This is a genomic window from Actinoplanes sp. NPDC004185, assembly GCF_053603475.1.
Window position 1 is genome coordinate 1 of sequence record NZ_JBSGFR010000012.1, and the last position, 18,357, is coordinate 18,357.

Sequence of the window (18,357 nt, forward strand, 5' to 3'; positions counted from 1 at the left end):
CGCCAGACCGTCGCCATCGCCAAAGCCGTCCTCTGGAACAGCCGCGTGGTCATCCTCGACGAACCCACCGCCGCCCTCGGCGTCGCCCAGACCGCACAAGTCCTCGAACTCGTCCGCCGCCTCGCCGACAACGGCCTCGGCGTCGTCCTCATCTCCCACAACATGAACGACGTCTTCGCCGTCTCCGACCGCGTCGCCGCCCTCTACCTCGGCCGCACCGCCGCCCAGGTCAAAACCACCGACGTCACCCACTCCCAGATCGTCGAACTCATCACCTCCGGACGCAGCGGCAACCTCGGCCTGCCGCCCGAGAAGCCGGCCGCCTCCGGCTTCGCCGACATCACGCCTGCGGGAGAAGCGGACCGATGACAACAACCACCACCACGAGTGCCGGCGTCCAGGTGGTCAAGCCCACGGTCGCCAGCCACCTGCACGACTACTGGGGCCGCGTACGCGGCGGCGACATCGGCAGCCTGCCGGCCATCCTCGGCCTGATCGTGCTGTGCCTGATCTTCGGTATCGCCCGTCCCACGTTCTTCAGCGCGGTCAACTTCGCCAACCTGTTCTCGCAAGGCGCGGCGGTCATCTTCATCGCCATGGGCCTGGTCTTCGTGCTGCTGCTGGGCGAGATCGACCTGTCGGCCGGCTTCGCCAGCGGCGTCTGCGGCGCGGTCATGGCCATCCTGCTGACCACCCACGGCTGGCACTGGGCCCCCGCGATCCTCGTCTCCCTGGTCACCGGGCTGGCCATCGGCTTCGTACTGGGCTTCCTGGTGTCGAAGGTCGGCATCCCGTCCTTCGTCGTCACGCTGGCGGCGTTCCTGGCCTTCCAGGGCATCCTGCTGGTGCTGCTCAGCGGCGGCAAGAACATCTCCATCCGGGAGACGTTCGTGCTCTCGCTGGCCAACAAGAACATGTCGGTCGTGGTGAGCTGGGCGCTCGCGATCCTGGCCGTGGCCGGGTACGCCGCCCTGCAGTTCGCCCGGCTCCGCGGGCGCGCCGTCCGCGGCCTGGTCACCGACCCGGTGGGCATCGTGCTGGGCCGGATCATCGCGCTGGCGGTCATCCTGTTCGCCGCCGTCGCGGTGCTGACCACTGAGCGCAGCATCAACCCGCTGATCAGCGGGTCGGTCAAGGGCGTGCCGATCGTGGCCCCGATCATCGCGGTCTTCCTGATCATCTGGACCTTCGTGCTGGGCCGGACGGCCTACGGCCGGCACGTGTACGCCGTGGGCGGCAACACCGAGGCGGCCCGGCGCGCCGGCATCCCGGTCGACCGGATCCGCATCTCGGTCTTCGTGATCGGCTCGTTCATGGCCTCGATCGGCGGCATCATCGCCGCCAGCCGGGCCAACTCGGTCGACCCGAACTCCGGTGGCAGCAACGTGCTGCTGTACGCGGTCGGCGCGGCCGTCATCGGCGGCACGAGCCTCTTCGGCGGCAAGGGCCGGGTGCTCGACGCGGTCATCGGCGGGGCCGTCATCGCGGTGATCGACAACGGCATGGGCCTGATGGGGTACAGCGCCGGTACCAAGTTCGTCGTCACAGGTCTTATCCTGCTTCTGGCCGCCAGCGTGGACGCGTTGTCGCGGCGGAGAGCGGCAGCCACCGGGAACCGATGAGCGAGCCTCACGGTCACGGTAAGGGGGCAGCCACCTGATGCGAGCGGGCCCCAGCCAGGAGGAGGTACGCCGGCACAACCTGGGGACGTTGCTGCGGTACGTCCACATTCACGGCGCTACGTCCCGAGCGGAGCTGACCACCAAGCTCGGCCTGAACCGCAGCACCATCGGCGCGCTGACCACCGATCTGGCCGCCGCCGGGCTGGTCACCGAGCGCCCGCCGCAGCAGACCCGCCGGGCCGGACGACCTTCGCTGGTCGTCCGGCCCGAGTCGTCCCAGGTCTACGCGTACGCGCTGGCGATCGAGGTGGACCGGCTGCGGGCCGCCCGGGTCGGGCTGGGCGGCAAGATCCTGGACCGGCGCGAGACCGACCGTCCGCGCGGCATGCAGGTCATCGACGCGATCCAGCCGCTGGCCGGCTTCATCCACGAGATGCGGCTGGACGTCCCCGAGGGCGCCCGTTACGTGGGCGGTGGCCTGGCCGTGGCCGGCATGGTCCGCCGCGACGACGGCATGGTCCGGCTGGCCCCGACCATCGGCTGGGTCGAGGAACCGGTCGGTGAGGCCCTGAGCGAGGAGATCGGTGACGTCGGCCCGCTGATCGTCGGCAACATCGCCGACGTCTCGGCGCTGGTCGAGCACAGCCGGGGCGCGGCGGCGGGCCGCGACAATGTCATCTACCTGTACGGCGACGTGGGCGTCGGCGGCGGCATCATCGCGGGCGGCCGGCGCGTCACCGGCCACGGCGGCTACGGCGGCGAGGTCGGCCACATGGTCGTCAACCCGAAGGGCCGGCCGTGCAGTTGCGGGTCGCGGGGCTGCTGGGAGACCGAGATCGGCGAGTTCGCGCTGCTGGAGCTGGCCGGGCGCGGTCACCTGAGCGGGCGCGAGGCGGTGCTGGACGTGGTGGACGCGGCGATGCGCGGTGACTGGGAGGCCCAGCAGGCGGTCCGGCACGTCGGCGACTGGATCGGACTCGGCGTGGGCAACCTGATCAACATCTTCAACCCGGAGGCGGTGATCTTCGGTGGCACCCTGCGCGACGTCTACCTGGTCGCCGCGGCCCAGATCCGCAGCCGCCTCAACGAGGTCGCCCTGCCCGCCTGCCGCGAGCACGTCCGGCTGCGCACCCCCGAGCTGGGCACGGACGCGGCCCTGATCGGCGCGGCCGAACTCGCCTTCGAACGGCTGCTGGCCGATCCACTGTTGTGAGCTGTCTGATCACCCTGGCGCTGCCCGGGGTGGCGCTGCGGTGACCGGTGGCGCGCCGTGCCACGAGGCCCACAGCGCCGCGTAGGAGCCACCCGCCGCCACCAGGTCGTCGTGCGAGCCCAGCTCGGTGATCCGGCCGTCCTCCACCACCGCCACCCGGTCCGCGTCGTGGGCCGAGAAGAGCCGGTGCGCGATCGCCACCACCGTACGGCCGCGCAGCACCGCGGCCAGCGACCGTTCCAGGTCGCGGGCGGCCCGCGGGTCCAGCAGTGACGTCGCCTCGTCGAGCACCAGCGTGTGCGGGTCGGCCAGGACCAGCCGGGCCAGCGCCACCTGCTGCTCCTGCGCCGCCGACAGCGTCACCCCGCCGGTGCCGACCTCCGTGTCCAGCCCCGCCGGCAGAGCGTCGGCCCAGCTCAGCGCGTGCACGGCGGCGAGCGCGTCGCGGACCTCGTGCGGCCGGCAACCGGGCCGGACCATGGCGACGTTGTCGCGCAGCGTACCCATGAAGACGTGGTGTTCCTGGCTGACCAGCGCGACCTCGGTGCGCAGCCGGTGCAGCGGCAGGCCGGCGAGCGGCACGCCGCCGACCGTGATCGAGCCGGCGCCGGGCGCGTAGACACCGGCCAGCAACCGGCCCAGGGTCGACTTGCCGGCGCCGGACGGTCCGACGATCGCCAGCCGCTCCCCCGGCTCGATGGTCAACGAGATGCCGTGCAGCACCTCCCGCCCCGCGACGTAGGAGAACCGCACGTCGTCGGCGACGATCCGGGCGCCGCGCGGAACCGCGTCCTCCTCCGGTGCCGCTCCCGGTGTCTCGGCCACACCGAGCAGGCGGGCCAGCGAGGCGGCGCCGACCTGCAGCTCGTCCAGCCAGCCGAGGAAGCGGTCGAGCGGGTCGATCAGCAGCTGGGCGTAGAGCACGGCCGCGGTGACCTGGCCCAGGCTGACCCAGCCCCGCAGGCAGAACCAGCCGCCGATGAGCAGCGTGCCGACGACCGGCAGCACGTATCCGGTCTCCACGATGGGCGACCAGACAGTGCGCAGGAACAGCGTGTACTTCTCGGTGCGGAAGGAGCGGCGCAGGTCGGCGTCCGTACGCCGGATCCGATCGTCCTGCCGCCGCAGCGCGTCCACCGTCCGGGCACCCTCGACGGTCTCCGCGAGACCGTCGGTCACCTGCGAATACGCGGCATTCTGACGCAGGTAGCCCGGACCGGCCCGGCGCAGGTACCAGCGGGCGGAGAGCCCGATCACCGGTACGGCGGTCAGCAGCGGCAGCGCCAGCAACGGGCTCACCACAATGAGCGCGCCCACGGTCAGCACCGTGGTGAGCAGCGCGATCATCGTCTCCGGCACCGCCAGCCGCACACACCGCGACAGCGCGTCGACGTCCCGCGACGTACGGGTCAGCAGGTCACCGGTCCCCGCCCGCTCCACGGTGGACAGCGGCACGGCCAGCACCCGGTCCACGAACTCCTCCCGCAGCTCGGCCAGCACCCCCTCGCCGAGCCGGGCCGAGGCCAGGTACGCGAACCGGACCAGCACCGCCTGCACCACGATGAACCCGGCGATGGTCAGCGCGATCCGGTCGACGGTGCCGACGCCGGCGCCGTGCTGCAACGACTCGACCAGCTCACCGAGCAGCCGCGGCCCGGCCAGTCCGGCGATCGCGGCGACGGCGTGCAGCGACACGGCGAGCAGCAGGGGGCGTGGGTGCCGGCGAAACAGGGTGCGGGCGTACCGGCGGACCTGGCGGGTGTCCGCCACGGGCAGCGCGTTGCTCACTCCCGCAACACCGTCCTCGCGTAGCCGGGGTGGCCGGCCAGCAGCTCCCGGTGGGTGCCCTCGGCGACCACCACCCCGTCCTCGACGTACAGGACGACGTCGGCCCGGTCCAGCACCAGCGGGCTGGTGGAGCAGACGACCGTGGTGCGCCCGCGGCGGGCGGGTCCGAGCCGGGCGGCGATCCGGGCCTCGGTGTGCGCGTCGACCGCGCTGGTCGGTTCGACCAGCACCAGCACCTCGGGGTCGGCGATCAGCGCGCGGGCCAGCCGCAGCCGCTGCTGCTGGCCACCGGAGAAGGTGCGGCCCCGTTCGGCGACCTCGGTGCGCAGCCCGGCGGGCAGCGCGGCGACGATCTCGTCCGCGCCGGCCGCCGCCAGTGCGTCGGCCAGCGGCGCGGTGCCGGTCGGATCCAGATCGTCCCGGAGCGGCCCGGAGAACAGGCGGGCTTCGTTGTCGGCCACCAGGATCCGTTCGCGCACGGTCGCCAGATCAAGATCATTGAGCGGTACGCCGGCCAGCGTCGCCGCCGCACCCGGTGCACTGCCGACGTAGCGGCCGAGCCGATCGGTGATGGCGACGGCGTCGGCCGGCACGGCCGCGGCGATCGCGGTGACCGTTCCCGGCCGCACCACCACCCCGGACACGCTGTCGACCAGCTCTCCCGGGCCCGGCGCGGGTGCCGGGCGTACGGGGTCGGGCAGGTCGGTGCGGGCCCGCAGCATCCGCACCACGCGCCGGCCGGAGACGTGACCGCGGGCGAGCTTGTCCAGCGTCTCGGTGAGCTGCCGCAGTGGCGCGACGAGGAACGCCGCGTACCCGTAGAAGGAGACCAGCTGCCCGAGGGTGATCTGCCCGGACAGGGCGAAGCGGGCCCCCAGCCAGGTCACCAGCACCAGGAAGATGCCCGGGAGCAGCACCTGGGCCGCCTCCAGCAACGCCTCCACGGACGCCACCCGCAGGCCCGCCGCCCGGAGCCGCTGCGACTCGGTCCGGTAGCGGCCGGACATGACCGGCTCGCCGCCGACCCCGCGCAGCACCCGCAGCCCACCGACCAGGTCGCCGGCCCGGCCGGTCAGCCGGCCCTGCTGCTCCCGGTACGCCTGCTGGCGGTGGTGCAGTGGCCGGATGAGCAGGCCGACCACTGCCATCAGCAGCGGCACCCCGAGCACCACGACCAGCCCCAGCGGCAGCGAGGTGGACAGCAGGATCACCGTCACGGTGATGATTGCCACGAGGGAGCCGGCCCCGCGGGCGGTGATGTCCAACGCTCCGCCGATGTGGCTGATGTCGGCCGTGCCGATGGCGACGACCTCGCCCGCCTGCAGCCGGCGCGGCAGGGCCGACCCGAGCCGGTTCGATTGCCGGACAGCCACCTGGACGGTGCGGTAGGCGCCGGCCAGCCAGTTGAAGACGGCCAGCCGGTGCCGGGTGACGCCGGTGGCGGCCTGCACCACGCCGATGCCGAGCAGCAGCAGGCTCCAGGTGAGCAGGGCGTCGCCGTCCCGGTGGGTCAGCCCGGCGTCGATGGCCCGGCCGATGACCGCCGGGACCAGCGCCTGGCAGGTCATCCAGATGATGCCGAAGATCGCGCCCCCGGTGGTGGATGGCCAGGTGCGCCGGGCGAGCCAGCCCAGGTAGCGGGTGGCGGACCGGTCGTCGGGAATGCCGGGGTCGGCAGGCGGCAGCTCGCGCATTCTCCCCTGACGGTACGAAACTGCGCCGTCACGGGGAAGCACGTTATCTATCGACGGGCGTGAAATCCCAGGCGTGCGGTGCGCGGGCGGTCAGGTGCGCCGGCGGCGTGGGCAGGTCGGCCGGGGTGTGCCGCCAGCGGGAGATGACCACGATGCGGTGGTCGGTCGACGAGTAGACCTCGCTCGACACGTGCGACGGCAGGACCTCGACCTGCGGCAGGGCCACGTCGCAGACCCAGCTGAGCAGCTCGTCGAAGCCGCTGCCCAGGGCCCGTACCTCCCACATGCGAGCAATCATGCTGATTCCTACCCCGCCACAGTGACCGAGGTCAATGACATGGCGGAATCGGCCGGCAGGTCGAGCCGGCTGGGCGCGACACCGGCGGCGACGAGATGCGAACCGAGGGCGGCGACCATGGCGCCGTTGTCGGTGCACAGGCCGGGGCGCGGCACCCGCACCCGGATGCCGAGCTTCGCGGCGCGCTCCTCGGCCAGCACCCGCAGCCGCGAGTTGGCGGCGACTCCACCGCCGATGATCAGCGTCTCGACGCCGTGCTCCCGGCAGGCGTCCAGGGCCTTGCTGGTCAGCACGTCACAGACGGCGTCCTGGAAGCTGGCCGCGACGTCGGCGACCGGCACCGGCTCACCGCTGCGCTCGCGGGCCTCGACCCAGCGCGCCACGGCGGTCTTCAGCCCGGAGAAGGAGAAGTCGAACCGGTGCTTGAGCTGGTCCTTGGGCGACGTGAGGCCGCGCGGGAAGGCGATCGCGGCGGGGTCGCCGTCGCGGGCCGTCCGGTCGATCACCGGGCCGCCGGGGAAACCCATCCCGAGCAGCCGGGCAACCTTGTCGAAGGCCTCCCCCGCGGCGTCGTCGATGGTCGCGCCGAGCGGCGTGACCCCGGCGGTGAGATCGTCGACCAGCAGCAGCGACGAGTGGCCGCCGGAGACGAGCATGGCGATGGCCGGCTCGGGCAGCGGTCCGTGCTCGAGGGTGTCGACGGCGACGTGGGCCGCGAGGTGGTTGACGCCGTAGATGGGCTTGTCGGCGGCCAGCGCGTACCCCTTGGCGGCGGCGACCCCGACGAGCAGTGCCCCCGCGAGACCGGGACCGGCGGTCACGGCGATCGCGTCGATGTCGGCCAGGGTGACCCCGGCGTCGTCGAGCGCCCGCTGCATGGTCGGCACCATCGCCTCGAGATGGGCCCGGCTGGCGACCTCGGGCACCACCCCGCCGAAGCGGGCATGCTGGTCGACGCTGGAGGCGAGCGCATCGGCGAGCAGGGTGTGCCCGCGGACGATGCCGACGCCGGTCTCGTCGCAGGAGGTCTCGATCCCGAGAACAAGGGGCTCGTCAGGCATTGCGCATCATCACCACGGCGTCGGTGTTGCTGGGCTGGTAGTAGCCGCGCCGCAGACCGACGGGCTCGAAGTCATAGCCGGCATAAAGCCGCTGAGCAGGCGCATTGTCGACGGCGACCTCCAGCAGCACCTTGCGCTGACCGGCCTCGGCGAGCAGCGCCTCCAGCAGCTGCCGCCCGATGCCACCACGCTGGGCCCGCCGGTCGACGGCGATGTTCTGCACCCAGCACTCCTGCTGGTCGACGATGGCGAGACCGGCATAACCGGCGACCTTCTCGTCCTCCTCGGCGACAAGATAGAAATGCCGCTGCGCCAGCTCGTTCCAGAACATGGCAGCCGACCACTTCTCGGCGCCGAACAGGTCCTCCTCGATGGGCAGCACCTCGGCGATGTGCCACCACCGGAACCGGGTGAGACGCATCAGGGCAGCACAGCCTTGCGCACGGAGGGCTCGACGGCATCCGGCCGGCGAAGGTAGAGAGGGGTCAGCGGATCCCCCGGCGCCCCCTGCCGGACCTGCTCCGCGGCCAAGGCGATAAGCGCCTCCCCGGAGGGAAAAAGAAGCCGGTCGTCGATCGGGATCCCGAAGATCTCGCTGTACTTGAGAGCGCCCTCACCGACGGCCCGATCGGCCGCGACCAGGACGTCAGCGGGCTTGGCAACATCAGGACCGGTGACCCGGACGCCGTCGGCATAGGTGGCGAAATACACCTCGCGGCGGCGGGCGTCGGTGGCGACCAGGACCCGGCCCGGCCCGGCGGCCCGGCCGAGAGCATCCAAGGAGCAGATCCCGTACGTGGGGATGCCCAGCGCCTGCCCCATGGCGGCGGCGGTCGCCAGCCCCACCCGCAGGCCGGTGAACGGGCCGGGGCCGACACCGGCGACGATGGCGACAAGCTCACGCGGCCGGACACCGGCGTCGTCGAGCACCAGCTGGATCTGGGGGGCGAGGCGCTCACCGTGGGCCCGGGGGTCGACGGTGCGGCGCTCGGCGATCCCCTTCATGCCACTGTCGGAAACCTCCCCGAGAGCGGCGGTGACCGCGGGGGTGGAGGTGTCCAGAGCGAGTACGAGCACCTGAGAACCCTAACTGCCTGGGACGGCATGAGCGGAGCCGGGCGCGGCCCGGCACGCCAGCTGCCGCCCGGCCCGGCACGCCGGCCGGCGCACCGGTGAGCGCATCGACGGCCGGACGGACGGCGGGTCAGGCTCGGGGGTTCCAGTCGATGAGCGGGCGGCCCGCGTCGGCCAGCGCTTTGTTCGCCGCGCTGAAGGGACGGGAGCCGCGGAAGCCCTTCGGGTTCAGCGGGCTCGGGTGACCCGCCTCCAGCACCACGTGCGCGGGGTTGCTGACCAGCGCCGCCTTCTTCCGGGCATAGCTGCCCCAGAGCAGGAACACCACCCGCTCGTCGCGGGCGTTCAGCGCCTGGATCGTCGCGTCGGTGAACGCCTCCCAGCCCTTGTTCGCGTGGGACGCCGCCGCTCCCGCGCGTACGGTCAGAACCGCGTTGAGCAGCAGCACCCCCTGCCGCGCCCAGCCGGTGAGGTCGCCGCTGGTGGCCGGCGGCACGGCGACGTCCTCGGCCAGCTCCTTGAACACGTTGCGCAGCGACGGCGGGATCCGCACCCCTTCCCGGACGCTGAAGCTGAGGCCGTGCGCCTGCCCCGGCCCGTGATAGGGGTCCTGACCGAGGATCAGCACCTTGGCCTGCTCGGGCGGGCACAGGCGGTACGCCGCGAAAAGGTCCTCGACAGGCGGATAGACCGTGTTGGTCGCGTACTGCTCGCCGACGTAGGCGCCGAGCGCTGCCGTGGCCGTTTCGTCGAGGAACGGCCGGAGCTCCGTACGCCAGGCGGGCGGGAGCATGTCGGGCAGGTTCACATCTTCTCCAGTCGGGCGGCCCAGTCGCCGCCGTGGGGGACGAGGTCGATGACCCGGGTGTCGTCGTCGAGCCGGTCGATCCGGACGGCCAGGTATTCGTCGTTGAGCTGCTCCACCAGGCCGGCACCCCACTCGACCACCGTGACGGCGTCGTCGGCCGACGCGTCCAGGTCGAGGTCGTCGATCTCGGCGCGCGGATCGGTCGCGTCACCCAGCCTGTACGCGTCCGCGTGCACCAGCGGAACCGAACCGCCCCGCGCAGGCTCGGGCCGGTGCACCCGAGCGATGACGAACGTCGGCGACGTGATGGCCCCATGCACGCCGAGCCCCGCGCCGATGCCCTGCACCAACGCGGTCTTGCCCGCGCCGAGGGGGCCGGTGAGCAGCAGCAGATCCCCGGGGCGCAGCACCGCGGCGAGACGGCGCCCGAAGGCCTGGGTGTCCTCCACTGTGGTCAGCCGGGTCGCCGTCACGAGATCTTCTCCAGGAAGGGGATCAGCGCGGCGTTGACCTCGGCGGCCTTCTCCAGCATGACCACGTGCCCACTGTTTTCGATCTTCACCAGCGATGCCTCGGGCAGGTGCCGCAGGATCTCCTCGGAGTGGGCCACCGGGGTCAGGTAGTCCTTGGTGCCCACCAGCACCAGCACTGGCACGCCCCGCAACGCGGACAGCGCCGGGAAGCGGTTGTGCGAGTAGAGCGTGTGCAGATATTTGGTGAGGGTCTCGACGGAGGTCTTCGAGTTCATCTGCTCCACGAAGGTCACCAGCGCCGGGCTGGGCCGGGCGTCGCCGAAGCCGTACCGGCGGGTGAGCAGCCAGGCCAGGTCACCGACCGCGATCCGGGCCTTGTCGATGGCGCCGCCGCCGATGCGGGCGGCCCCGCCCCAGATCGGGAAGAATGGGGCACTGGCCCGTGCGACCAGCGACGGAATGCCGAGCTTGCTCTTGTCGATCAGGCCGGCCGAGGTGGACATCAGCACGACACCGGTGACCCGCTCACCGAACCACTCCGGATACTGCTCCGCGAACGCCATGATCGTCATGCCGCCCATCGAGTGTCCGACGAGGATGATGTGCCCGTCCGGCACGGTCTCGTCGAGCACGGCGGCGAGCGACTTGCCCAGCGCGGCGATGTCGTAGTCACCGGACTGCAGCCGGCTGGACCGGCCGTGCCCGGGCTGGTCGTAGAAGACGAGCCTGTTCTCACCCAGCTCGGTCAGCGCCTGCCGCTGGAAGTAGAAGGTGCCCATGTCGAGCGCGAAGCCGTGCACGAAGACGACGGTGGGCTTGGCCCCGGCGACCTTGGGCTCGACGATCTCGACGTGCAGATCGGTGCCGTCGGCGGCGGTGACGATGAGCTGACGGTCGAACGGCTGGTCGCCGAACTCCTCCTCGGAGTGGGGGTCCCCGGGAGCGTTCAGCGACTTGCGCACGAGGGCGCGCTCGATGGCGAAGGCGGTGGCGAGACCGGCCGCGGCGAGACCGATGGCGGCCCCGACGATCCCGACCTGCTTGGCGCGTCGCCGCGGAGCGACCTTCCCGGACGGCTTTGCGGACGGCTTCGCCGACGGCTTTGCGGGACTCACGCACCCTCCCCTGTCTCGCCGGCCGTCGGGACGCCGGCCGTGCCGTCGTAGACGCGAGGAACACGCGTGCCGCCGAAGCGGGTCACGATCTCATAGTTGATCGTGCCGATCGCCTCGGCCCAGTCAGTGGCTGTGGGCATGCCGTCATCTCCGGGCCCGAACAGCACCGCCACGTCACCCGCCGCCACCGGGTCGTCCCCGCAGTCCAGGATGATCTGGTCCATGCACACCCGGCCGGCGATCGTACGAGTGCGCCCACCCAGCGAAACCGGCCCCACATTGGACGCATGCCGGGGCACCCCGTCGCCGTAGCCGAGCGGCACCAGAGCCAGCGTCGTCTCCTTCGACGTGTGGTACGCGTGCCCGTACGAGACGCCCTGCCCCGCCGGCACCCGCTTGGTCAGCGTGACCCGGGCCCGAGCAGTCATCGCCGGACGCAGTCCCGTCTCGTGCTCGGGCGGCAACGGCGACAGCCCATAGATCGCCACCCCCGGCCGGACCAGGTCGTAGTGCGCGTCGGGCCGGGTCAGCGTGGCCGCCGAGTTGGCGATGTGCCGGTATCGGGGCTCGATGCCGTACTGCTCCGCGGTTGCCAGGCCCTCGGCGAACACAGCGAGCTGATGATCAACGGTCTCGTGGCCGGGAGCGTCCGCGTACACGAAGTGGCTCCAGACGCCGACGATCTCCACCTCGCCGTCGGCCTGCGCTTTCGCCGCCGCCTCCAGGAGGGCGGGCCACTCTGCCGGAGTGGCACCGCCGCGCGCGAGCCCGGTGTCGAGCTTGAGGTGCACCCGGGCCGGTCGCTGCGCCCGCCGGGCCGCCGTGACCAACTCGTCGAGCTGACCCAGGCTGCCCGCGTTGAGGTCGACATCAGCCGAAACGCCGTCGTGCAGCGGCAGCCCGGGAGCCAGCAGCCAGGCCAGCACCGGCACGGTCAGCCCGGCCCGGCGCAGCGTCAACGCCTCGTCCAGGGTGGCGACGCCCAGCCACGTCGCCCCGCCCGCCAGCGCGGCCCGGGCCACCGGCAGCATCCCGTGGCCGTAGCCGTCGGCTTTGACCACGGCCATGACCTCGGCGGTGGTGCCGGCGCGCAGCGTCGCGACGTTGTCCCGGATAGCGTCCAGATCAACCCGGACCTCGGCCTGCCACATGTTCACCAGCCTACTGAGCGGTATGACAAAACCTGTGTCACAGGAGGTCCGCCAGGACCGGCCGCAGTGCCGCGGCCACATCCTGCGACGTCACGGGGCCCTCGCGCTCGGCCCGGCGCCCGGCCAGCCCGTGCACGTACGCCGCCATGATCGCCGCTCGTTCCGCGGGCAGACCGGCGGCGAGCAGCGAGCCGAGCAGACCGGCCAGCACGTCTCCGCTGCCGGCGGTGGCCAGCGCCGCCGTGCCGGTCGGGTTGGCCCAGGCCTCGCCGGCCGGCGTGGCCACGATCGTCCGGTCGCCCTTGAGCAGCACCACGGCGTTCGTCCAGGACGCCAGCCGGCAGGCTGCCGCGATCCGGTCGGCTCCGGGGCGTTCGCCGGCCAGCCGCGCGAACTCGCCGTCGTGCGGTGTGAGCACAAGCGGCGCGTCCCGGCGCAGGTCAGCCGCGTGCTGGCCGTCGACGAGCAGGGTCAACGCGTCGGCGTCCAACAGGACCGGCAGGGAGGTGGCGAGCACACTGCGCAGCTCTGTGCGGGCCGCGTCGTCGGTGCCCAGGCCGGATCCGCAGACCCAGGCCTGCACCCGGCCCGCCTCGGCCACCCGCTTGGCGGCCACCACGGACGGGTGCTGGCGCAGGACTTCCCGGTCGGCGCTGCCCGCGTAACGCACCATGCCGGTCGGGCCGGCGAGGGCACCGGTGACGGACAGCACAGCAGCCCCCGGGTACGTCGCAGAACCGGTGGCCACCCCCACGACACCCCGGCTGTACTTGTCGGAGGTGGCGTTCGGCCTGGGCCACCAGGCGGCGATGTCAGCGGCGTCGGGCACCCGTACCGCCGGGTCGGCGTGCAGCGTCGCACCCAGGCCGATGTCGACCAGCTCGACCTGACCCGCCAGGGTCGCGGCCGGGCCGACGACGTGCGCGGGCTTCAGGCAGCCGAAAGTGACGGTGACGTCGGCGTGCACGGCGTCACCGGGCACGTCACCGGTGTCGACCGCGACCCCGCTGGGCACGTCCACGGCGACGACCGGCGGCCGCACCCCGTCCCGGCCGCGCAGCTCGGGCAGGCGCTCGACCAGCGCGGTCGCCTCCGGCCGCAGACCGCCGCTGGCGCCGATGCCGACGATGCCGTCGACCACCAGATCCACCCGGCCGGGCAGGTCGGTGACCGTGACGCCACCCGCGCGGCGCAGGGCGGCGAGGCCGGCGAGGTGCACCCGGTCGGGCCGCAGCAGCACGGCTCGGACACCCGCACCGCGCGCGGCGAGCGTGGCACCCGCGTAGAGCGCGTCGCCGCCGTTGTCACCACTGCCGACCAGCAGCAGCACCGTGGCGCCGTAGACCCCGCCGGACTCCTGCAGCAGCAGGGCACACCGGCGGGCCAGACCGGCCGCCGCGCGCTGCATGAGCGTGCCCGACGGCAGAGTCGCCATCAGGGCTTTCTCCGCCGCGCGGACGTCTGCCACGCGCCAGGCCTGCCGCATGCTCCAACCCCCAGGTAAGTCAGGCCTCCGCGACGACCATCGCGGAAGCGATGCCGCCGTCGTGCGACAGCGACAAGTGCCAGCGGCTGACGCCCCGTTCGGCCGCCACCGCCGCGACCGTACCGGAGACGGTCAGCCAGGGCCGTCCGTCGGGATCGGTGACCACTTCACAGTCGTGCCAGCGCAGCCCGGCCGGCGCACCGAGCGCCTTGGCGACGGCCTCCTTGGCCGCGAACCGCGCCGCCAGCGACTCGGGCGACCGCGGGTTGCCGGAGGACGTCATGCGCTCCGAGTCGGTGAAGAGCCGGTCGGCGAGCAGCGGCGTGCGCTCCAGCGCCTTGGCGAACCGGTCCACCAGCACGACGTCGATCCCCACAGACACGATCACACGAGCAACCCTATCGGCCCGCGATCCCCGGCGGCCGGTCGTGCGCCAGGCCTGTGGACAACCCGGGTACGCCGCGACGGCTTGTCCACAGGGGCGAATCCGAGGGGCCGAACTCCCCTAACGTCGTCGGCCGTACCCGTTGCGATCTGGAGGTTGCCGATGACGTCCGAGCTCGAGGTTGATGCCGCCGCGGTCCGCGCCTGGGCCCGGGCGCTGTCCGCGACAGCCGCGCGGATCAGTACTGATCGGCCCCCACCGCCGACCGGTCCGCCCTGGTCAGCCACCGAAGCCGCAGCGGCCGCCGCCGACGCCGCTCAGGTGCAGCTCAGGGCGCTCGCGGACGACATCTCGGCGGCGGCCCGGCAGGCAGCCGCGGCAGCGGACGACTACGACGACGCGGACGACCGGGGCGCGGCGCGACTCCGAGCCGTCCGATGACCGTGACCTTTCCCCAGCTGCGGGCCACCGATCCCGGTCGCTGGCGCGACACAGCCACCGCGTGGCGGGCCTGGGCCGCGACGGCCGGGCGCTGGGCCGCCGAACTGCGCGCCCACGCCACCTGCCTGCGCACGATCTGGGCCGGCTCGGCCGCCGACGCCGCCACGGCGCACCTCGCCACGCTGATCCGCCGGCTGAACCTGTTCCGGCTGGGTTGCTGGGTCGCCGACCAGGCGCTGAGCGAGTTCGCCGCGGCTCTGGCCAGGAGCAGGTCAATGCTGGAAGGCATCCCGGCGGGCGTCACGGTCGCCGACAACGGCACGGTGAGCGGAGATCCAGCATCAGCCGTACGCGACACCGCGGCGGCCATCACCACGGCGCTGGCCATCGCGGCGGAGGCGGACGGCGCAGCCACGAGCAGGCTCACTGAGCTGGACACGAGCGGGACAGCAAGCCCGCCGACGGGTGATCCGCCGTCCTGCACCGCCACGCCGGCCCAGGTGCGGCAGTGGTGGGAGGCGCTGACTCCGGCGCAGCGCCGTTGGCTGCTCGCCACCGAGCCGGGCCGGCTGGGTCCGCTGGACGGCATACCGGCCGGCCTCCGGGACCTGGCGAACAGGCTGACCCTCGACGAGCTGCCGCCCCGAATCCCCGGCCTCGATGCGCTACGGGACCGGCTCGCCGATGGCGACGGGCCGCGCGCCTATCTCCTGCAGATCGATCCGGCGGGCGAGGGCCGGGCCGTGGTCGCGCTGGGCGATCCGGACCGGGCCCGGCACGTGCTGACCCAGGTGCCCGGCATGACCGCCGACCTGGCCTCGTACGGCGGTGAGCTGGCCCGCGCCGAGCGGATCGCCACCCGCGCGACCGAAGTGGCCCCGCAGAACGCCACCAGCACCGTCATGTGGCTGGGCTACGACGCTCCGGACTTCGTGCACGAGGCCGCGAGCCGGTCCCAGGCCACCGCCGGGGCCATCGGGCTACGACAGTTCCAGGACGGGTTGCGGGCCACTCACCTCGGCGCACCGGCGCACCAGACCGTGCTCGGGCACAGCTACGGATCGCTGGTCGTGGGCACCGCGGCAGCGCAGCCCGGCCTGGCCACCGACGACGTGGTCTTCGTCGGCTCACCCGGCGTGGGCGTGGACTCCGCGGCTGAGCTGGGAGTGCCGGCGGACCGGGTGTGGTCCTCGACCTCGCGTTCCGACGTCATCCAATGGGCCGCCGTCTCCCCGCGGAGCCTGGTCGAGGACCTGACCCTCAGCCAGGCCGTGCCGGGTGGCGCCTTGCTGGCCTTCACCCGGCCGGAGGACGACCTGTTCTTCGGCACCAATCCGAGCGACCCGGCGTTCGGCGCCCGCGTGTTCGCGAGCGAGCCGGACGCCGGGCACCTCGGCTACTGGGAGCCCGGCAGCGCGGCGCTGGACGCGCTCGCGGGCATCGCGGTGGGGCGGGGCGATGTCATTCCACGGTGACGGACTTGGCCAGGTTGCGGGGCTGGTCGACGTCGTGACCGCGGGCCGCGGCGATCTCGCAGGCGAGGATCTGCAACGGCACGGTGGTCATGAGCGGGGCCAGCAGGGTGGGCGTACGCGGCACGGTGATGAGGTGGTCGGCGTAGGCACCCACCGCGTCGTCGCCCTCTTCGGCGATGACGATGGTGCGGGCACCGCGGGCGCGTACCTCCTGGATGTTGGAGACGACCTTGTCCCGCAGCACGCCGCGGCCGGCCGGCGACGGCACCACGCACACCACCGGGGTGCCGTCGTCGATCAGCGAGATCGGGCCGTGCTTGAGCTCACCGGCGGCGAAGCCCTCGGCGTGCATGTACGCCAGCTCCTTGAGCTTCAGCGCCCCCTCCAGGGCGACCGGGAAGCCCACGTGCCGGCCGATGAACAGGATCGTCGGAGCGGCCTTGAGCTCACGGGCCAGCGCCCGCACGTCCTCCATGTCGGCGAGCAGCTCCCGCAGGTTGTCCGGGGTGCGGCGCAGCCGGGAGACGACCGCCGCGACCTCGTCGGCGTACATCACGCCGCGGACCTGGGCCAGGTGCAGCCCGATCAGGTAGCAGGCGACCAGCTGGGTCAGGAACGCCTTGGTCGAGGCGACGGCGATCTCGGGGCCACCGTGGGTGTAGAGCACCGCGTCGGACTCGCGGGGGATGGTCGAGCCGTTGGTGTTGCAGATGGCCAGCACCCGGGCCTTCTGCTCCTTCGCGTGGCGCAGGGCCATCAGCGTGTCCATCGTCTCGCCCGACTGGCTGATCACGATCACCAGCGTGGAGCGGTCCAGGATCGGGTCGCGGTAGCGGAACTCGCTGGCCAGCTCTACCTCGCAGGGCAGCCGGGTCCAGTGCTCAATGGCGTACTTGGCGACCATGCCCGCGTGGTACGACGTGCCGCACGCGATGACGAAGACCTTGTCCACGTCGCGCAGGTCCTGGTCGGTGAGGCGGACCTCGTCCAGGACGATCTCGCCGCGCTCGGAGAGCCGGCCGAGCAGGGTGTCCGCGATCGCCTGGGGCTGCTCGGCGATCTCCTTGAGCATGAAGTAGTCGTAGCCGCCCTTCTCCGCGGCGGAGGCGTCCCAGTCGATGTGGAATTCCTTGCCGGTCGCGGGGGCACCGGCGAAGTCGGTGATCTCGATGCCGGCCGGCGTGATCAGCACGACCTGGTCCTGGCCCAGCTCCACGGCCTCGCGGGTGTGCTCGATGAACGCGGACACGTCGCTGGCCAGGAAGTTCTCCCCGTCGCCGCGGCCGACGACCAGCGGCGAGTTACGCCGGGCGGCGACGACCGCGTCGGGCACGTCGACGTCCATCGCGAGCAGGGTGAAGGCACCCTCGAGCCGGCGGACGACGCGGCGCATGCCCTCGGCGAGCAGCTGCGGGCCCTCCTCGGCACCGGCGGCGCGCAGGGCCCGCATCTCGGCGGCGAGCATGTGCGCGGCGCACTCGGTGTCGGTGTCGCTGACGAACTCGACGCCGGTCGCCTCGAGCTCGGCCCGCAGGCGGGCGAAGTTCTCGATGATGCCGTTGTGGATCACCGCGACCCGGCCGTCGGCCGACAGGTGCGGGTGGGCGTTGCGATCGGTGGGGCCACCGTGGGTGGCCCAGCGGGTGTGCCCAATCGCGGTCGAGCCGACCGAGATGCCGTCACCGGCCCGCTCGACCAGCGCCTTTTCCAGATTCGCCAGCTTGCCGGCCTTCTTCTCGGTCAGGATGACCGAGTCGTCGATGACGGCGATGCCGGCGGAGTCATAACCGCGGTACTCCAGCCGGCGGAGCCCGTCGAGGACGATTTGCAGAGCCGGCCGACTGCCGACGTAACCCACGATCCCACACATGGGGGGCAGCGTAGCGGACTTCCGCTCACGGCCGCTGCGCAAGAACCATACTTTCGCGCATCGGACGTGATCGAAAGAGCCGTTCGGCCGGTCGCGCCCGAACCCTCGGCCAGGTCAGGCGTACGGCTGACACGACCGGGTGATCCGATCCTGGCGTCGAGGGCGTACCGTCGGGCGGACGCCTGCTCTGGAGAGACGATTGAGCTACCCACCGCCTTCTGACCCGACGCGGCCGTACCCCGCGGAAGAACCCGTATCCGGTCAGCCTTGGTCGTCCCCGTCGGGCGATTCCCTGTCGGCCGAGCCACCGCGCCCGCCGGCGCCGTCGTTCCAGCCGGGCTACGCCCCGCTGCCGCAGCCGAACGCGCAGAGCAGCGGACCGCCGGACGGCTATCCGCCGACC

General features: G+C 72.5%; 17 protein-coding genes and 1 pseudogene. 5 read left to right on the forward strand and 13 right to left on the reverse strand.

Annotated elements, in window-relative coordinates; translation table 11 throughout:
• From ACWEOZ_RS14220 to ACWEOZ_RS14230, 3 genes and pseudogenes are all read left to right on the forward strand, one after another.
• A pseudogene (locus ACWEOZ_RS14220) lies at positions 1–369 on the forward strand (sugar ABC transporter ATP-binding protein); the annotation flags it as partial.
• On the forward strand, positions 366–1,622 hold the full coding sequence (locus ACWEOZ_RS14225) for a sugar ABC transporter permease (RefSeq protein ID WP_451911137.1): 1,257 nt from the start codon (positions 366–368) through the stop codon (positions 1,620–1,622). The pseudogene ACWEOZ_RS14220 and the gene ACWEOZ_RS14225, both read left to right, overlap by 4 nt.
• A 37-nt stretch (positions 1,623–1,659) precedes the next feature.
• Positions 1,660–2,835 (forward strand): ROK family transcriptional regulator, encoded by a 1,176-nt coding sequence (locus tag ACWEOZ_RS14230; RefSeq protein ID WP_451911138.1) that lies wholly within the window; start codon positions 1,660–1,662, stop codon positions 2,833–2,835.
• Positions 2,836–2,844: 9 nt separating this feature from the next.
• Here ACWEOZ_RS14230 and ACWEOZ_RS14235 read toward each other — a convergent pair whose 3' ends face one another.
• The 12 genes from ACWEOZ_RS14235 to ACWEOZ_RS14290 all read right to left on the reverse strand — a co-directional run bounded on the left by ACWEOZ_RS14235 (position 2,845) and on the right by ACWEOZ_RS14290 (position 14,171).
• On the reverse strand, positions 2,845–4,623 hold the full coding sequence (locus ACWEOZ_RS14235; protein ID WP_451911139.1) for an ABC transporter ATP-binding protein: 1,779 nt from the start codon (positions 4,621–4,623) through the stop codon (positions 2,845–2,847).
• On the reverse strand, positions 4,620–6,317 hold the full coding sequence (locus ACWEOZ_RS14240) for an ABC transporter transmembrane domain-containing protein (protein WP_451911140.1): 1,698 nt from the start codon (positions 6,315–6,317) through the stop codon (positions 4,620–4,622). The genes ACWEOZ_RS14235 and ACWEOZ_RS14240 overlap by 4 nt, the downstream gene beginning before the upstream one ends.
• Before the next feature lie 43 nt (positions 6,318–6,360).
• Positions 6,361–6,615: a hypothetical protein gene (locus tag ACWEOZ_RS14245; protein WP_451911141.1), complete on the reverse strand. Its 255-nt coding sequence runs from the start codon at positions 6,613–6,615 to the stop codon at positions 6,361–6,363.
• Between the two features lie 8 nt (positions 6,616–6,623).
• Positions 6,624–7,676, reverse strand: coding sequence for a tRNA (adenosine(37)-N6)-threonylcarbamoyltransferase complex transferase subunit TsaD (gene tsaD, locus ACWEOZ_RS14250; protein ID WP_360551905.1), 1,053 nt, complete (start codon positions 7,674–7,676; stop codon positions 6,624–6,626).
• Positions 7,669–8,097, reverse strand: coding sequence for a ribosomal protein S18-alanine N-acetyltransferase (gene rimI, locus ACWEOZ_RS14255; protein WP_451911142.1), 429 nt, complete (start codon positions 8,095–8,097; stop codon positions 7,669–7,671). The genes tsaD and rimI overlap by 8 nt, the downstream gene beginning before the upstream one ends.
• Complete coding sequence (gene tsaB, locus ACWEOZ_RS14260) at positions 8,097–8,753, reverse strand: tRNA (adenosine(37)-N6)-threonylcarbamoyltransferase complex dimerization subunit type 1 TsaB (protein WP_451911143.1); 657 nt, start codon at positions 8,751–8,753, stop codon at positions 8,097–8,099. Before tsaB ends, rimI begins: the two co-directional genes overlap by 1 nt.
• Before the next feature lie 127 nt (positions 8,754–8,880).
• Positions 8,881–9,543, reverse strand: coding sequence for a uracil-DNA glycosylase (gene ung / locus ACWEOZ_RS14265; protein WP_451911286.1), 663 nt, complete (start codon positions 9,541–9,543; stop codon positions 8,881–8,883).
• Between the two features lie 11 nt (positions 9,544–9,554).
• Positions 9,555–10,031: a tRNA (adenosine(37)-N6)-threonylcarbamoyltransferase complex ATPase subunit type 1 TsaE gene (gene tsaE / locus ACWEOZ_RS14270; RefSeq protein ID WP_451911144.1), complete on the reverse strand. Its 477-nt coding sequence runs from the start codon at positions 10,029–10,031 to the stop codon at positions 9,555–9,557.
• Positions 10,028–11,146, reverse strand: coding sequence for an alpha/beta fold hydrolase (locus tag ACWEOZ_RS14275; RefSeq protein ID WP_451911145.1), 1,119 nt, complete (start codon positions 11,144–11,146; stop codon positions 10,028–10,030). Before ACWEOZ_RS14275 ends, tsaE begins: the two co-directional genes overlap by 4 nt.
• On the reverse strand, positions 11,143–12,297 hold the full coding sequence (gene alr / locus ACWEOZ_RS14280) for an alanine racemase (protein ID WP_451911146.1): 1,155 nt from the start codon (positions 12,295–12,297) through the stop codon (positions 11,143–11,145). The genes ACWEOZ_RS14275 and alr overlap by 4 nt, the downstream gene beginning before the upstream one ends.
• Positions 12,298–12,334: 37 nt before the next feature.
• A complete protein-coding gene (locus ACWEOZ_RS14285; RefSeq protein WP_451911147.1) occupies positions 12,335–13,783 on the reverse strand; it encodes an NAD(P)H-hydrate dehydratase in 1,449 nt (482 codons plus the stop codon).
• 19 nt (positions 13,784–13,802) lie between these two features.
• Entirely contained in the window at positions 13,803–14,171 is a 369-nt protein-coding gene (locus ACWEOZ_RS14290) for a holo-ACP synthase (RefSeq protein WP_360834870.1), read from the reverse strand.
• A gap of 159 nt (positions 14,172–14,330) precedes the next feature.
• Here ACWEOZ_RS14290 and ACWEOZ_RS14295 point away from each other — a divergent pair, with 159 nt between their 5' ends.
• Positions 14,331–14,609: a hypothetical protein gene (locus ACWEOZ_RS14295; protein WP_451911148.1), complete on the forward strand. Its 279-nt coding sequence runs from the start codon at positions 14,331–14,333 to the stop codon at positions 14,607–14,609.
• Positions 14,606–16,084, forward strand: a complete 1,479-nt coding sequence (locus tag ACWEOZ_RS14300; RefSeq protein ID WP_451911149.1) for an alpha/beta hydrolase — start codon at positions 14,606–14,608, stop codon at positions 16,082–16,084. Before ACWEOZ_RS14295 ends, ACWEOZ_RS14300 begins: the two co-directional genes overlap by 4 nt.
• Here the strand turns inward: ACWEOZ_RS14300 and glmS are convergent.
• A complete protein-coding gene (gene glmS, locus ACWEOZ_RS14305; protein WP_360551889.1) occupies positions 16,071–17,954 on the reverse strand; it encodes a glutamine--fructose-6-phosphate transaminase (isomerizing) in 1,884 nt (627 codons plus the stop codon). The two genes, ACWEOZ_RS14300 and glmS, sit on opposite strands and share 14 nt — an antisense overlap.
• Positions 17,955–18,357: the final 403 nt, after the last annotated feature.

Excerpts from the sequence above, each read along its gene's own strand:
- ACWEOZ_RS14225 (WP_451911137.1), top strand. The coding sequence starts at position 366 with ATGACAACAACCACCACCACGAGTGCCGGCGTCCAGGTGGTCAAGCCC.
- ung (WP_451911286.1), bottom strand. The coding sequence starts at position 9,543 with ATGCTCCCGCCCGCCTGGCGTACGGAGCTCCGGCCGTTCCTCGACGAA.
- ACWEOZ_RS14245 (WP_451911141.1), bottom strand. The coding sequence starts at position 6,615 with ATGATTGCTCGCATGTGGGAGGTACGGGCCCTGGGCAGCGGCTTCGAC.
- ACWEOZ_RS14230 (WP_451911138.1), top strand. The coding sequence starts at position 1,660 with ATGCGAGCGGGCCCCAGCCAGGAGGAGGTACGCCGGCACAACCTGGGG.
- ACWEOZ_RS14295 (WP_451911148.1), top strand. The coding sequence starts at position 14,331 with ATGACGTCCGAGCTCGAGGTTGATGCCGCCGCGGTCCGCGCCTGGGCC.
- alr (WP_451911146.1), bottom strand. The coding sequence starts at position 12,297 with ATGTGGCAGGCCGAGGTCCGGGTTGATCTGGACGCTATCCGGGACAAC.
- ACWEOZ_RS14240 (WP_451911140.1), bottom strand. The coding sequence starts at position 6,317 with ATGCGCGAGCTGCCGCCTGCCGACCCCGGCATTCCCGACGACCGGTCC.
- ACWEOZ_RS14285 (WP_451911147.1), bottom strand. The coding sequence starts at position 13,783 with ATGCGGCAGGCCTGGCGCGTGGCAGACGTCCGCGCGGCGGAGAAAGCC.
- glmS (WP_360551889.1), bottom strand. The coding sequence starts at position 17,954 with ATGTGTGGGATCGTGGGTTACGTCGGCAGTCGGCCGGCTCTGCAAATC.
- ACWEOZ_RS14300 (WP_451911149.1), top strand. The coding sequence starts at position 14,606 with ATGACCGTGACCTTTCCCCAGCTGCGGGCCACCGATCCCGGTCGCTGG.
- rimI (WP_451911142.1), bottom strand. The coding sequence starts at position 8,097 with ATGCGTCTCACCCGGTTCCGGTGGTGGCACATCGCCGAGGTGCTGCCC.
- tsaD (WP_360551905.1), bottom strand. The coding sequence starts at position 7,676 with ATGCCTGACGAGCCCCTTGTTCTCGGGATCGAGACCTCCTGCGACGAG.